Consider the following 13,027-nt stretch of genomic DNA (forward strand, 5'->3'; position numbering starts at 1 on the left):
GGAGCATAAAGCATGTCGGATGATAAATTTGACGCTATTGTGGTGGGCGCAGGCGTAGCAGGAACGGTCGCCGCGTATGTGATGGCAAAAGCGGGACTGGATGTACTGGTTATTGAACGCGGAAACAGCGCGGGCCGCAAAAATATGACCGGTGGCCGGCTCTACGCTCACAGTATCGAAAGTATTATGCCGGGATTCGCAACGTCCGCCCCCATCGAACGCGTCGTTACCCGTGAAAAAATCTCCTTTTTAACCGAAGAAAGCGCCGTCACACTTGATTTTCACCGCGCGCCCCCTACTCCGCCCCTTACGTCATATACCGTACTGCGCAACAAACTGGACCCGTGGTTAATGGCGCAGGCGGAGCAGGCTGGCGCGCAGTTTATCCCAGGTGTACGGGTCGACGCTCTGGTACGTGAAGGCAATCGCGTCACTGGCGTTCAGGCCGGGGATGATATTCTTGATGCGAATATTGTGATTCTCGCGGACGGCGTGAATTCCATGCTGGGCCGTTCACTGGACATGGTGCCTGCCTCGTCTGCGCATCACTATGCCGTCGGCGTAAAAGAGTTGATTGGGCTCTCTCCGGCACTTATTGAAGAGCGTTTTAATCTGGCGTCCCATGAAGGCGCCGCCTGGTTATTCGCTGGCGCGCCCTCCAACGGGCTCATGGGCGGCGGGTTTCTTTATACCAACCGCGATTCGGTTTCTCTGGGGCTGGTATGTGGCCTGGGCGACATTGCTCACGCGACCAAAAGCGTACCGCAAATGCTGGAAGATTTTAAACAGCATCCGGCAATACGCCCTTTGATTCAGGGGGGAACGCTGCTCGAATACTCCGCTCATATGGTGCCCGAAGGCGGCATAGCAATGATGCCGGAGCTGGCAAATGACGGCGTGATGATTGTCGGCGACGCCGCCGGTCTTTGCCTGAATCTCGGCTATACCGTCCGCGGCATGGATTTAGCCATCGCGTCCGCGCAAGCGGCCGCTCAAACCGCCATTGACGCTAAAGCGCGGCAAGATTTTTCCGCCGCGAGTCTTGCCGGTTACAAACGCGCGCTGGAGAAAAACGGCGTGTTACGCGATATGCGGCATTTCCGCAAACTCCCCGGATTAATGGAAAACCCACGGCTTTTTACCGAGTACCCGCGAATGGCGGCAAACATTGTGGGCGATCTGTTCACCGTTGATGGCGGTCCAGTCCCACCGTTGCGTAAAACTATCCTGTCACATGCGAAAAAAATTGGACTGGTGAATCTATTAAAAGACGGCATAAAAGGGGCTACGGCATTATGAGTTCGGACAATAAGGTGAATGTTGACGTCAAATTGGGCGTAAATAAATTTTACGTAGATGAAGGACACCCACATATCATTTTGCGCTCCTCGCCTGACATGCAGGAGTTTAATAAATTAATAAAAGCCTGCCCTGCCGGACTCTATAAGCTGGACGATGCGGGAAATATTCATTTTGACTCCGCGGGCTGCCTGGAGTGCGGGACCTGCAGGGTTCTCTGCGGCAATACTCTTCTCGAAAAATGGGAATACCCGGCGGGAACGTTCGGCGTTGAGTTTCGCTACGGCTGACGCTCTGAAACACCGGATAACGACGCTACGGCGTCTTAGAGCCTATCCCAGTAGGCGTTATTGGCGCAGCCAGTTTGGACACGGACAGCGCGCAAAAACCGGAGCGTACACGTAGTACGTGAGGATTTTGAGCACTGCCCAGGTCTAAAATGGCAAGTAAAATAGCCCTAATGGGATAGGCTCTTATTCGGCTTGCCCCCGGAGATTACGTCATTTGTATTAATAGAGAACAAGTCAATGAGTGTTACATTAACTTTTGACGCCGCAAGGCGGAAAACCTATCGCGAGTCCGGCTACTGGGGCGATGCTTCACTGGGCGACTACTGGCGGCAAACCGCACGCGCCGTACCCGATAAAATCGCCGTGGTCGATAATCATGGCGCGTCCTGGACCTACGCCGCACTCGACTGCGCGGCAAGCCGCCTGGCAAACTGGTTACTGTCTCAGGGGATTCAACCGGGCGATCGCGTGGCCTTTCAGCTTCCGGGCTGGTGTGAGTTTACCCTCATTTATCTGGCCTGCCTGAAAACGGGCGCGGTATCTGTCCCGCTACTTCCCGCCTGGCGAGAAGCAGAGCTGGTTTGGGTGCTGAACAAATGTCAGGCTAAAATATTCTTCGCCCCCACCGTATTCAAACAGAATCGTCCGGTCGATCTTATCCTTCCGCTACAAAATCAACTGCGCCATCTGACGCATATTGTCGGCGTGGATAAACTGGCGCCTGCCACCACAGCGCTTGCGCTTAGTCAAATCATCGACCGCAGCGAACCGTTGCAGTCAGACATTAACATTCACGGTGATGAGCTGGCGGCAGTGCTGTTTACCTCCGGCACAGAAGGAATGCCGAAAGGGGTGATGTTGACCCACAATAATATTCTTGCCAGCGAACGGGCGTATTGCGCGCGGTTGAATTTAACCTGGCAAGATGTGTTCCTGATGCCTGCGCCACTGGGCCACGCCACCGGATTTTTACACGGCGTCACCGCGCCCTTTTTAATCGGGGCGCGTAGCGTATTGCTGGACATCTTTACCCCAGAAGCCTGCCTTACCTTATTAGCGCAGCAACGCTGTACCTGTATGTCAGGCGCGACGCCGTTTATTTACGATCTGCTTTGTGCCGTTGAGCAACAGCCTGCCGACCTCTCCTCACTGCGATTCTTCTTATGCGGCGGCACGACTATTCCCAAAAAGGTTGCCCGCGACTGCCAGCAGCGCGGTATCAAATTATTGAGTATTTACGGTTCTACAGAAAGTTCTCCACACTCGATGGTTAATCTGGGTGATTCGACTTCACGCATGATGAACACCGATGGTTATGCCGCCACCGGTGTAGAAATTAAAATCGTGGATGAAGATCGCAATACGCTTCCAGCAGGCCACGAAGGCGAAGAAGCCTCGCGCGGGCCGAACGTTTTTATGGGATACCTGGACGAGCCGGAACTTACCGCCCGCGCACTGGATAATGAGGGCTGGTATTACAGCGGCGACCTCTGCCGCATGGATGAAGACGGTTATATCAAAATTACCGGGCGCAAAAAGGATATTATTATACGTGGAGGTGAAAATATCAGCAGTCGCGAGGTGGAGGATATTTTATTGCAACACCCCCGCATACACGATGCTTGCGTCGTTGCTATGCCTGATGAACGCTTAGGCGAACGTTCATGCGCGTATGTAGTCTTAAAACCGCCGCACCTTTCGCTGACGCTGGAAGAGGTGATCGCTTTTTTCAGTCGAAAACGGGTAGCGAAGTATAAATATCCGGAACGGATCGTCATCGTAGAAAAACTGCCCAGAACCGCCTCTGGCAAAGTGCAGAAGTTTCTGTTGCGGCAGGATATTATTGAGCGGCTGCGCCAGGAGCACACTGCGGTATAAATTGCCGGATGGCGACGTTAACGCCGCCATCCGGTATTACACTACTTCTTCAGTTCCGCCAGACTCAGCCAGGTCTGAACCACGGTGTCCGGGTTCAGCGACAGGCTGTCGATCCCCTCTTCCATCAGCCAGGCGGCAAAGTCTTCATGGTCGGACGGACCCTGACCACAAATTCCAACATATTTGCCCTGTTTTTTCGCCGCGCGGATCGCCATCGACAGCAGCGCTTTCACCGCGTCGTTACGCTCGTCAAACAGTTCAGACACCACGCCGGAATCGCGATCCAGCCCCAGCGCCAGCTGCGTCATGTCGTTAGAACCAATCGAGAAGCCATCAAAATACTCGAGGAACTGTTCAGCCAGCAAGGCATTGGACGGGATCTCGCACATCATGATGATCTTCAGCCCGTTCTCGCCGCGTTTAAGCCCCTGGCGCGCCAGCTCTTCGATGACCGCTTTCGCCTGGTCGACCGTCCGCACGAACGGGATCATGATTTCGACGTTGGTAAGGCCCATATCGTTGCGCACGCGTTTCACCGCTTCGCATTCCAGCGCAAAACAATCGCGGAAACTTTCTGCGACGTAACGACCCGCGCCGCGGAAGCCCAGCATCGGGTTTTCTTCATGCGGCTCATAGCGTTCGCCGCCGACCAGGTTGGCGTATTCGTTGGACTTAAAGTCAGACAGGCGAACGATGACGCGTTTCGGGTAGAAGGCGGCGCCTAACGTCGCGATCCCTTCCGTCAGTCGACCAACGTAAAATTCACGCGGCGAGTCAAACCCTTTCATCATCTCACGAATGTCGTTTTGCAGCGCGGCATCCTGGTCGTCAAACTCCAGCAGCGCGCGTGGGTGAACGCCAATCATACGGTTAATGATGAATTCCAGTCGCGCCAGACCTACGCCTTCATTCGGCAGGCAGGCAAAGTCAAATGCCCTGTCCGGGTTGCCGACATTCATCATGACCTTCAGCGGTAGCTCTGGCATGGTGTCTACGCTGGAGCTTTTTACGCTGAAATCCAGCATGTCGGCATAAACATAACCGGTATCACCTTCTGCGCAGGAGACGGTTACTTTTTCGCCATCTTTCATGCGTTCGGTGGCGTCGCCGCAGCCGACTACCGCCGGAATGCCCAATTCGCGGGCGATAATCGCCGCGTGACAGGTGCGCCCGCCACGGTTAGTGACAATCGCCGCCGCTTTTTTCATGATCGGTTCCCAGTCCGGGTCGGTCATATCGGTGACAAGCACATCGCCAGGCTCAATACGGTTCATTTCGCCGATATCGTGAATAACTTTTACCGTACCTGCGCCGATACGATGACCAATGGCGCGACCTTCGGCAATGATTTTCCCCTGCGCATGTAGCGTATAACGCTCCATCACCTGGCCACGAGAGCGCACGGTTTCCGGACGTGCCTGCACAATAAAGAGCTTACCGGTATGACCGTCTTTCGCCCATTCGATATCCATCGGACGACCATAGTGCTGCTCAATCTGCACCGCTTGTTTCGCCAGTTCCTGCACTTCTTCGTTGGTGAGCGAGAAAATGTCGCGCTGTTCCTGCGGCACATCTTCAATCTTCACTTGCTTGCCGTGCTCCTGGGTGGCGGCGTAAACCATGCGGATTTTTTTCGACCCCATGGTGCGGCGTACGATGGCCGGACGGCCTGCCGCCAGGGTTGGCTTATGGACATAAAATTCATCCGGGTTAACCGCGCCCTGCACCACCATTTCACCCAGTCCCCATGCCGAGGTGATAAAGACCACCTGGTCAAAGCCGGATTCGGTATCGATAGAGAACATCACCCCTGACGAGGCGAGATCGGAGCGAACCATCCGCTGCACGCCAGCGGAAAGCGCTACGCCGCGATGATCATATCCCTGGTGAACGCGATAAGAGATGGCGCGATCGTTAAACAGAGAAGCAAATACGTGTTTCACTGCCACCAGTACCGCATCGAAGCCCTGAACGTTAAGAAACGTTTCCTGTTGGCCCGCAAACGAAGCATCTGGCATATCTTCCGCCGTGGCGGAGGAACGCACGGCAAAAGAGGCATTTTCATCATCCGACGAAAGCTGCGCATAGGCATCGCGGATGGCGTTTTCCAGCGCCGGCTGGAAAGGAGTGTCGATAATCCACTGGCGGATCTGCGCGCCCGCTTTCGCCAGCTGGGAGACATCATCAATATCTGTCTTATCCAGCAGCTCATAAATGCGCTGGTTTACGCCGCTTTGATCCAAAAACTGGTTAAACGCATCGGCAGTGGTTGCAAAACCATTCGGAACGGATACGCCCATGCCGGAAAGGTTAGTAATCATTTCACCCAGGGAGGCATTTTTGCCCCCAACTCTGTCTACATCATTCATGCCGAGTTGGTTATACCAAAGCACCAGCGGTGACGAGCCATTGTTGGACATCGAACAATCCTTTTGTGATAAATGAACGAGTTTAAGAAACACATAGTTGCGTATTTATCCTGGCATACTTAAACCCGCGAAAAAAACGGTGAATCGTTCAAGCAAATTTATTTTTTCATTTTTTCAGATTGTTTACGTAGTTGCGCAAACCCGCGCATAGCACGGCATTCCCTGAATAACCCCCGGTATAAACTGCGTTTCCAGGAAATGAAACACACTTTTCATTAATTATAAAAAGCGCCTGTCATTTTATAAAATAAGCGACAAGTTATACGTTTCCCGTTACTTTTAATTTATGCTTTCAGATAATTATGTTTACTCTTCAGGATGAACAGAATGGATAATGTTGTTGATCGCCATGTTTTCTATATTTCTGATGGTACCGCCATCACCGCCGAGGTCCTGGGTCACGCGGTTATGTCGCAGTTTCCGGTGACGATCAGCAGCATCACGCTGCCATTCGTGGAAAACGAAAGTCGCGCCCGCGCCGTCAAAGACCAAATTGACGCCATTTATCAGCAAACCGGCGTTCGCCCGCTGGTGTTTTACTCGATTGTTTTACCTGAAATTCGCGCCATCATCTTACAGAGCGAAGGTTTCTGCCAGGATATCGTCCAGGCGCTGGTGGCGCCGCTTCAGCAGGAGATGAAACTGGATCCGACGCCGATCGCTCATCGTACTCATGGGCTTAATCCGGGTAACCTGAACAAGTATGACGCCCGTATTGCCGCTATCGATTATACCCTGGCGCATGATGATGGCATTTCATTGCGTAACCTCGATCAGGCCCAGGTCATTTTACTTGGCGTTTCGCGCTGTGGAAAAACGCCCACCAGCCTCTATCTGGCAATGCAATTCGGTATTCGTGCGGCTAACTACCCTTTCATCGCCGATGATATGGATAATTTGACGCTGCCCACATCGTTAAAACCGCTACAACATAAACTGTTCGGCCTGACAATTGACCCTGAACGCCTGGCGGCAATTCGCGAAGAACGCCGTGAAAACAGTCGCTATGCCTCGTTGCGTCAGTGCCGCATGGAAGTGGCGGAGGTCGAAGCGCTGTATCGTAAGAATCAGATCCCCTGCCTGAACAGCACCAATTATTCCGTTGAAGAGATAGCCACCAAAATTCTCGACATTATGGGGCTTAACCGCAGGATGTACTAGTAAACTAGTTTAATGGATTGGTTTTTGTTATCATGCCGTTCTGCCTGCGAGGTGTGACACGCCTCGCACTTGAAATCAGCAGGGATTGGTTTATCGTGATGCCCATCACTTCCCGGTAGTCCTGCCGTTGAAGCAACAAATTTCTGAGACTTGTAATGAACAGAACCGACGAACTCCGTACTGCGCGTATCGACAGCCTGGTAACACCAACCGAACTCGCGCAGCGGTATCCTGTATCGTCCTCCGTCGCCAGTCACGTTACCGACTCCCGACGCCGGATAGAAAAGATTTTAAATGGTGAAGATCCACGGCTACTGGTCGTCATTGGCCCCTGTTCGATTCACGATCTGAATGCTGCCATGGAATACGCGACGCAGCTCCAGGCACAACGCCAAAAGCATCAGGCGCGTCTGGAAATCGTCATGCGCACCTATTTTGAAAAACCGCGCACCGTCGTGGGATGGAAAGGCCTGATTTCCGATCCCGACTTGAATGGCAGTTACCGCGTCAATCATGGGCTTGAACTGGCGCGTCGCTTGCTATTGCAGGTGAACGAACTGGGAGTACCGACCGCCACAGAATTTCTTGATATGGTCACCGGCCAGTTTATTGCCGATCTGATCAGTTGGGGAGCGATTGGCGCGCGTACCACCGAAAGCCAAATCCATCGGGAAATGGCTTCCGCACTCTCTTGTCCGGTCGGCTTTAAAAATGGTACGGATGGCAATACTCGCATTGCCGTTGACGCTATTCGCGCCTCCCGCGCCAGCCATATGTTTCTCTCGCCGGATAAAGACGGACAGATGACCATCTACCAGACGAGTGGCAACCCGTATGGGCACATCATCATGCGCGGCGGTAAAAAACCGAACTACCACGCTGAAGATATTGCCGCCGCCTGCGACACGTTGCATGAATTTGATCTGCCGGAGCATCTGGTCGTCGACTTCAGCCACGGCAACTGTCAAAAACAGCATCGCCGCCAGTTGGAGGTATGTGATGATATTTGCCAGCAGATTCGTAATGGCTCCACGGCAATTGCCGGGATTATGGCCGAGAGTTTTTTACGGGAAGGCACGCAAAAAATTATCAGCGGTCAACCGTTAATCTATGGTCAATCCATTACCGATCCCTGCCTGAACTGGGAAGATACGGAAGTTCTGTTGGAAAAACTTGCCGCGGCGGTAGACAGCCGCTTTTAATAGCTCGCCCATCCTGCCGGGATGGGCGTTTCTTCGATGCGTTACCCACCCTTTTCTCTCCGCGCGCGTATATCACTCCACAGAATTAGCACTTGCTGTTATCGCATTAATTATTGATAATAATAATCATTGTGAGTTTGATTATTAATAAATAACATGTCGCGTATGGATAACACCGAGCTGCCTCACCCTAAGGAAATAGACAATGAAACGCTTCTCCCTGCCGCTGAACGGCGCGTCAACAGTCAGGCGCTATTAGGTCCGGACGGCAAAGTCATTATCGATCACAACGGTCAGGAGTATCTGTTGCGTAAAACTCAGGCTGGTAAGCTACTGTTAACCAAATAACGCTCCGCCAGCAGACGATGCTGCTGGCGTCAGGCTAACTTGAACAACTGACCTCCAGCCGCTTTCCCCACTCCGGCGGTCGGCTGGCATAGTCATCATCTCGATCGGTAAAGGGTTGACGTAAAACTTCATGTAACCTATGCAGTTCCGCCATGTCTCCTTGTTCAGCCGCATCTATCGCGCGTTGCGCCAGCCAGTTGCGCAACACAACCGCAGGATTCACGCGTTGCATCTGCTGTTGGCGCAGCGCGTCATCCACCGCCTCTGTGCGCAATCGCGCCCGGTAGCGGTCGAACCAGGCATCAAACGCCGCGCGATCGATAAACGTATCCCGCAACGGCGAGGAAGCGCTCTGTTGCTCCGTATGGCTTAACATCCGAAATGTACGGGTATAGTCACTCCCTTCGCGCGCCATCAGACTAAACAATTCATTCAGTAAAGCGTTATCGTCTTTTTGCTCGGTAAAGAAGCCCAGCTTCTGGCGCATTCGCTGCCCATAGTGCGTTAACAACGCGTCCTGGTAGCGATCCAGCGCTCTGTTTAACGCGTCGATCTCAATAAAAGGGGTTAACGTCTGCGCCAGACGTTGTAAATTCCACAGCGCCACCGACGGTTGATTATCGAAGCGGTAACGTCCCTGATGATCGGAATGGTTACCAATGAAGCCGGGATCGTAGTCATCGAGAAAACCAAAGGGACCATAGTCGATGGTCAGCCCCAGAATCGACATGTTATCCGTATTCATAACGCCGTGCGAAAAACCGACGGTTTGCCACTCGGCGATGAGTCTTCCGGTACGCGCCGCCACCTCTTCAAACCACAAAGCATATTTTTCCGGGACATCCTGCCATTGCGGCCAGTAATGACGAATAGCGAAATCAGCCAGTTGCTGAACTTTTTCCGGCTCACGGCGGTAGTAGAAATGTTCGAAATGACCAAAACGCATATGACTTTGCGCCAGACGCATTAACATCGCGCCCGTTTCCTGCGTCTCTCGCTGAACCGGCGTATCGCTGGTTACGATAGATAACGCGCGCGTAGTGGGAATACCCAGATAATGCATGGCTTCGCTGGCAAGGCTTTCTCGTATGGTTGAACGCAGGACGGCGCGTCCATCCCCCATTCGCGAATAGGGTGTTAATCCGGCGCCTTTCAGATGCCAGTCGAGGGTCGAGCCATCCGCCAGGAGCTGTTCGCCCAGCAAAATACCGCGTCCGTCGCCGAGTTGTCCCGCCCAGACGCCGAACTGATGCCCGCTATATACCTGCGCGACAGGCGACATACCGGGTAATAAGGTTTCGCCGCCCCAAACGCCAGCGCCATTGGTAGCGTCAAATAACGACGCGGGAATGGCTAACTGCTGCGCCAGTTTGTCGTTATACCAAATCAGTCGCGCATTTTTTAACGGTGTGGGTAAAAGCGCGGTATACGTTGCTGGCAGTTCATCGCGCCAACGGGCAGTAAAAGACAGGGTCATAGGGCCTCCTGTCTTCAGTGTAGACGGTTAATCACCGGTTAAACACCGGCAAACAGAAAGGTTATCGCTGAACGAGTTTAATGAGCTGGCTTACCGGCACCGGAGGCCATAGTCCGCCCTGGAATGCGCTAAACCCCAATGGCGCTGCGCGCGCAAACATCGCCTCAGTATCAATACCGGCAATCATCAGCGACTCGCAGCTGGAGGAGATCTGGGCAACGATAGCGTACATGAATGGTTCGAATGAGATCATTTCAGCTCGCTGCTGAATAAAATTTTTATCCAACATGACTCGTTTGAAAAGCCCATCGAAAATAGCTTTAGTCGACGCCTCGCCTGCCCCAAAATTTGCCAGCATTAATGGGAAATGCATTGCCAGATTAGCTAACGTTTCATTGTTTTTGCCCTGGTTTAACCCAGGATAATTCTCATTTATAGCTAATTCAAGAAACGGAAAGCGCGCTGCCCGGGAAAAAAGTTCGCTATCTAATAATAATAAGTCACTAATTGCAGGCGGTAAATTAAGCCATGCAATAAGTTTATGCTGAATAAAAAAGTGCTGACAGGTTTCTAACAACGCCAGTTTTTCAACAAACAGACAGTATTGTTCCTCCACCGAAAGGCGAGGCGCTACCAACTCAGTCGGCATCCGCACGGTGCCGTCTTCAGCGGCAAACGTTGCAATAATCTCTAAACCAACAAGCCGAGCGTTTTCATCCATGACGGGAAGGAAAAAGAGTTCGGAATGGTAAAGCTCATCAAGTGAAGCAATCATTACGCCAGTCCCATGGTTAGGGCGCTATTCGCCATCCAGTCACTACGGACGGAAACAGACGTAACTTCAGATACTAATTGAAGCGTCATCATTTTTCTTGTTTACCGGTGAACCGGTTCCTTTTTTTAACTTACTCTGATTATAAACCAATATCCAATGTTGTACTTTTAACAGGGCGTGAACACGCCCGTTTTTAATAAAAGTACGTTTGTAAATGCTACGGTTATATCATTATATATGATGACAACAGATGTCATAAGTTCAACCGGCGATATGTTAAAAATAGACTATAAAATTTATATCGTCTGCGAGGTTAAATTCGCCGTGCCTGCCAGAAGTTTTTTCGCCAGTACACATTATCCAGCGATGAACGCATCACGCCACGACTGGTAGAGGCATGAATAAACTCATTATTTGTATCGTAAATACCAACATGTAAACCACTTTCGCCCGAACCGGTTTTAAAGAAAACCAAATCTCCGGGCAGCAATTCATCTTTATCGATTCTGGTGCCGATTTTTGATTGTTCACGCGTATCACGAGGCAACTGCAAATCAAACTTGTCGCGCATAGTGACTACCACAAAGCCGGAACAGTCCACGCCTCTGCGACTCATGCCGCCGTAACGGTATGGCGTACCGCGCCAGGACTGCAACTGATCGTTCAGACCCGCAATGACGGTAATGGAGTCTGATAATCTGGCATTTGGCGCCGGTGCCCGATGAGTACTGCATCCTGCCAGGAACAATGCTGTGATAACAAGAAGCCAAAAACGCATGCCGCAACAATCCTCTGTTTTTATTTTGGTATTAATTTAGCGTCGAAATTACCTGCTTTTCAAGAAACGATTTTACTTAAGTGGCCGAAATGAGCATTGGATGCCCCTCGACGTCGAGTCGTCGAAAGCGCAGACCGTAGGCTTGCGCCAGATAAGAGGGGGTGAGCACCTCTTCCCGGCGGCCGCAGGCAATGAGTTTACCGCGCTTTAGTAACCAGGCTTTATGCGCATGGCGCAGCGTGTGGTTCAGATCGTGGCTACTCATCACAATCGCAATTCCTGCCTGACATAAATGATGTAATACCCGATCCAGAGCGTTTTGTTGCGCAACATCGAGACTGTTCATCGGCTCATCAAGCAGCAATAATTGACCGACCGGATTAGCGTCGGGATGAATTTGTAGTACAACGGCAGCAAGGCGAACACGCTGCCACTCGCCACCGGAAAGCTGATTCACGCTTCGCCCCAGTTTGTCGCCTAATCCAAGCATATCGGCCACCTCGTTAAGCTGCCCGGTTCGCGTTTTATCAGGTTGATGCAATGTCAGGTAATGCCAGACCGGCATGGCGAACGGCGGATTTTGCTGTTGCGCAAGATAAGCGCGGTGTTGGGCAAGCGTTGCCGTCGCCCATGCCTCCAGCGGCGCTCCGCCAAACCTGATGCTCCCCTCGCCGGAGGTTAACCCCGCCATACGCGCCAGTAGCGTGCTTTTCCCGGCACCGTTCGGCCCGACAAGATGAAGGATCTCTCCTGCGCTTACTTCGCCGGAAAGCGGCCCCAGGCGGGTGCTCTCGGCGACATCCTTTAATTGCATCAATTGAGACATTATTTTGCCAACGCGATTTTTATGCTTTCCATCACAATAGGATCTTCAGGCGTCATATCCGGCGAAAAACGCTGTACCACCTGACCATCCCGGCCTACTAAAAATTTTTCAAAATTCCACAGAATATCATCCGGATAGAGTGGCGTACGCCCTTTGCTTACCATCCGTTCGTAAAAGCCGCTCTTCTCCGGCGCGACTGCCGTTGGCGCAGCGGCTATCAGTTTTTGATACAGCGGATGGCGCGCGTCGCCATTCACATCAATTTTACTGAACATCGGGAACGTGACGCCCCAGGTGCTGGCACAATAGGTTTTAATCTCCTCTTCGCTGCCTGGCTCCTGCCCCATAAACTGGTTGCAGGGAAAACCCAACACGACAAACCCCTGATCTGCCCACGCCTTCTGGATATTTTCCAACTGTTCATATTGCGGCGTCAGGCCACATCTGGAGGCGACGTTTACAATGAGCAGCACTTTTCCGGCGTATTTTTCAAGTGTAGTGACCTCTCCATCAATCGTCGTAACGTGAGTATTAAGAAGCGAGTTTTGCATGGTGTCTCCCTGA

The 13,027-nt window shown here is 52.1% G+C and carries 12 protein-coding genes; 6 read left to right on the plus strand and 6 right to left on the minus strand.

Going from position 1 to position 13,027, the window contains the following annotated elements; genetic code table 11:
• The first annotated feature begins 12 nt into the window (after nt 1-12).
• From ACLJNW_RS04945 to fadK, 3 genes are all read left to right on the plus strand, one after another.
• Nucleotides 13-1,299: an FAD-dependent oxidoreductase gene (locus ACLJNW_RS04945; protein WP_023204085.1), complete on the plus strand. Its 1,287-nt coding sequence runs from the start codon at nt 13-15 to the stop codon at nt 1,297-1,299.
• Nucleotides 1,296-1,589, plus strand: a complete 294-nt coding sequence (locus ACLJNW_RS04950; RefSeq protein WP_000093362.1) for a ferredoxin family protein — start codon at nt 1,296-1,298, stop codon at nt 1,587-1,589. Before ACLJNW_RS04945 ends, ACLJNW_RS04950 begins: the two co-directional genes overlap by 4 nt.
• Before the next feature lie 237 nt (nt 1,590-1,826).
• On the plus strand, nt 1,827-3,467 hold the full coding sequence (gene fadK, locus ACLJNW_RS04955; protein ID WP_000117492.1) for a medium-chain fatty-acid--CoA ligase: 1,641 nt from the start codon (nt 1,827-1,829) through the stop codon (nt 3,465-3,467).
• A 41-nt stretch (nt 3,468-3,508) separates the two neighbouring features.
• On the opposite strand, the gene ppsA is transcribed toward fadK, so the two are convergent.
• A complete protein-coding gene (gene ppsA, locus ACLJNW_RS04960) occupies nt 3,509-5,887 on the minus strand; it encodes a phosphoenolpyruvate synthase (RefSeq protein ID WP_000069333.1) in 2,379 nt (792 codons plus the stop codon).
• 336 nt (nt 5,888-6,223) lie between these two features.
• On the opposite strand from ppsA, the gene ppsR reads away from it, so the two are divergent.
• The 3 genes from ppsR (at nt 6,224) to hemP (ending at nt 8,607) form a co-directional block, all read left to right on the plus strand.
• Nucleotides 6,224-7,057: a posphoenolpyruvate synthetase regulatory kinase/phosphorylase PpsR gene (gene ppsR / locus ACLJNW_RS04965; protein ID WP_000370992.1), complete on the plus strand. Its 834-nt coding sequence runs from the start codon at nt 6,224-6,226 to the stop codon at nt 7,055-7,057.
• A 155-nt stretch (nt 7,058-7,212) separates the two neighbouring features.
• Complete coding sequence (gene aroH / locus ACLJNW_RS04970) at nt 7,213-8,259, plus strand: 3-deoxy-7-phosphoheptulonate synthase AroH (protein ID WP_001082190.1); 1,047 nt, start codon at nt 7,213-7,215, stop codon at nt 8,257-8,259.
• A gap of 156 nt (nt 8,260-8,415) precedes the next feature.
• Complete coding sequence (gene hemP / locus ACLJNW_RS04975; protein WP_000089115.1) at nt 8,416-8,607, plus strand: hemin uptake protein HemP; 192 nt, start codon at nt 8,416-8,418, stop codon at nt 8,605-8,607.
• Between the two features lie 34 nt (nt 8,608-8,641).
• Here the strand turns inward: hemP and selO are convergent, their stop codons facing one another.
• From selO to ACLJNW_RS05000, 5 genes are all read right to left on the minus strand, one after another.
• A complete protein-coding gene (selO, locus tag ACLJNW_RS04980; RefSeq protein ID WP_023204681.1) occupies nt 8,642-10,084 on the minus strand; it encodes a protein adenylyltransferase SelO in 1,443 nt (480 codons plus the stop codon).
• A gap of 61 nt (nt 10,085-10,145) precedes the next feature.
• Entirely contained in the window at nt 10,146-10,859 is a 714-nt protein-coding gene (gene ydiV, locus ACLJNW_RS04985) for an anti-FlhDC factor YdiV (protein ID WP_024154571.1), read from the minus strand.
• 313 nt (nt 10,860-11,172) lie between these two features.
• Entirely contained in the window at nt 11,173-11,637 is a 465-nt protein-coding gene (locus ACLJNW_RS04990) for a C40 family peptidase (RefSeq protein WP_001213256.1), read from the minus strand.
• 76 nt (nt 11,638-11,713) lie between these two features.
• Nucleotides 11,714-12,463 (minus strand): vitamin B12 ABC transporter ATP-binding protein BtuD, encoded by a 750-nt coding sequence (btuD, locus tag ACLJNW_RS04995; RefSeq protein WP_000080607.1) that lies wholly within the window; start codon nt 12,461-12,463, stop codon nt 11,714-11,716.
• Complete coding sequence (locus ACLJNW_RS05000) at nt 12,463-13,014, minus strand: glutathione peroxidase (RefSeq protein ID WP_001181565.1); 552 nt, start codon at nt 13,012-13,014, stop codon at nt 12,463-12,465. Before ACLJNW_RS05000 ends, btuD begins: the two co-directional genes overlap by 1 nt.
• Nucleotides 13,015-13,027: the final 13 nt, after the last annotated feature.

The sequence above is a fragment of the Salmonella sp. SAL4457 genome (genome assembly GCF_046548235.1).
Classification (GTDB): domain Bacteria; phylum Pseudomonadota; class Gammaproteobacteria; order Enterobacterales; family Enterobacteriaceae; genus Salmonella; species Salmonella enterica.

Bases quoted from the DNA above. Each gene is read 5' to 3' on its own strand.
- ACLJNW_RS04945 (WP_023204085.1), top strand. From the start codon at position 13: ATGTCGGATGATAAATTTGACGCTATTGTGGTGGGCGCAGGCGTAGCA.
- ACLJNW_RS04950 (WP_000093362.1), top strand. From the start codon at position 1,296: ATGAGTTCGGACAATAAGGTGAATGTTGACGTCAAATTGGGCGTAAAT.
- fadK (WP_000117492.1), top strand. From the start codon at position 1,827: ATGAGTGTTACATTAACTTTTGACGCCGCAAGGCGGAAAACCTATCGC.
- ppsA (WP_000069333.1), bottom strand. From the start codon at position 5,887: ATGTCCAACAATGGCTCGTCACCGCTGGTGCTTTGGTATAACCAACTC.
- ppsR (WP_000370992.1), top strand. From the start codon at position 6,224: ATGGATAATGTTGTTGATCGCCATGTTTTCTATATTTCTGATGGTACC.
- aroH (WP_001082190.1), top strand. From the start codon at position 7,213: ATGAACAGAACCGACGAACTCCGTACTGCGCGTATCGACAGCCTGGTA.
- hemP (WP_000089115.1), top strand. From the start codon at position 8,416: ATGTCGCGTATGGATAACACCGAGCTGCCTCACCCTAAGGAAATAGAC.
- selO (WP_023204681.1), bottom strand. From the start codon at position 10,084: ATGACCCTGTCTTTTACTGCCCGTTGGCGCGATGAACTGCCAGCAACG.
- ydiV (WP_024154571.1), bottom strand. From the start codon at position 10,859: ATGATTGCTTCACTTGATGAGCTTTACCATTCCGAACTCTTTTTCCTT.
- ACLJNW_RS04990 (WP_001213256.1), bottom strand. From the start codon at position 11,637: ATGCGTTTTTGGCTTCTTGTTATCACAGCATTGTTCCTGGCAGGATGC.
- btuD (WP_000080607.1), bottom strand. From the start codon at position 12,463: ATGTCTCAATTGATGCAATTAAAGGATGTCGCCGAGAGCACCCGCCTG.
- ACLJNW_RS05000 (WP_001181565.1), bottom strand. From the start codon at position 13,014: ATGCAAAACTCGCTTCTTAATACTCACGTTACGACGATTGATGGAGAG.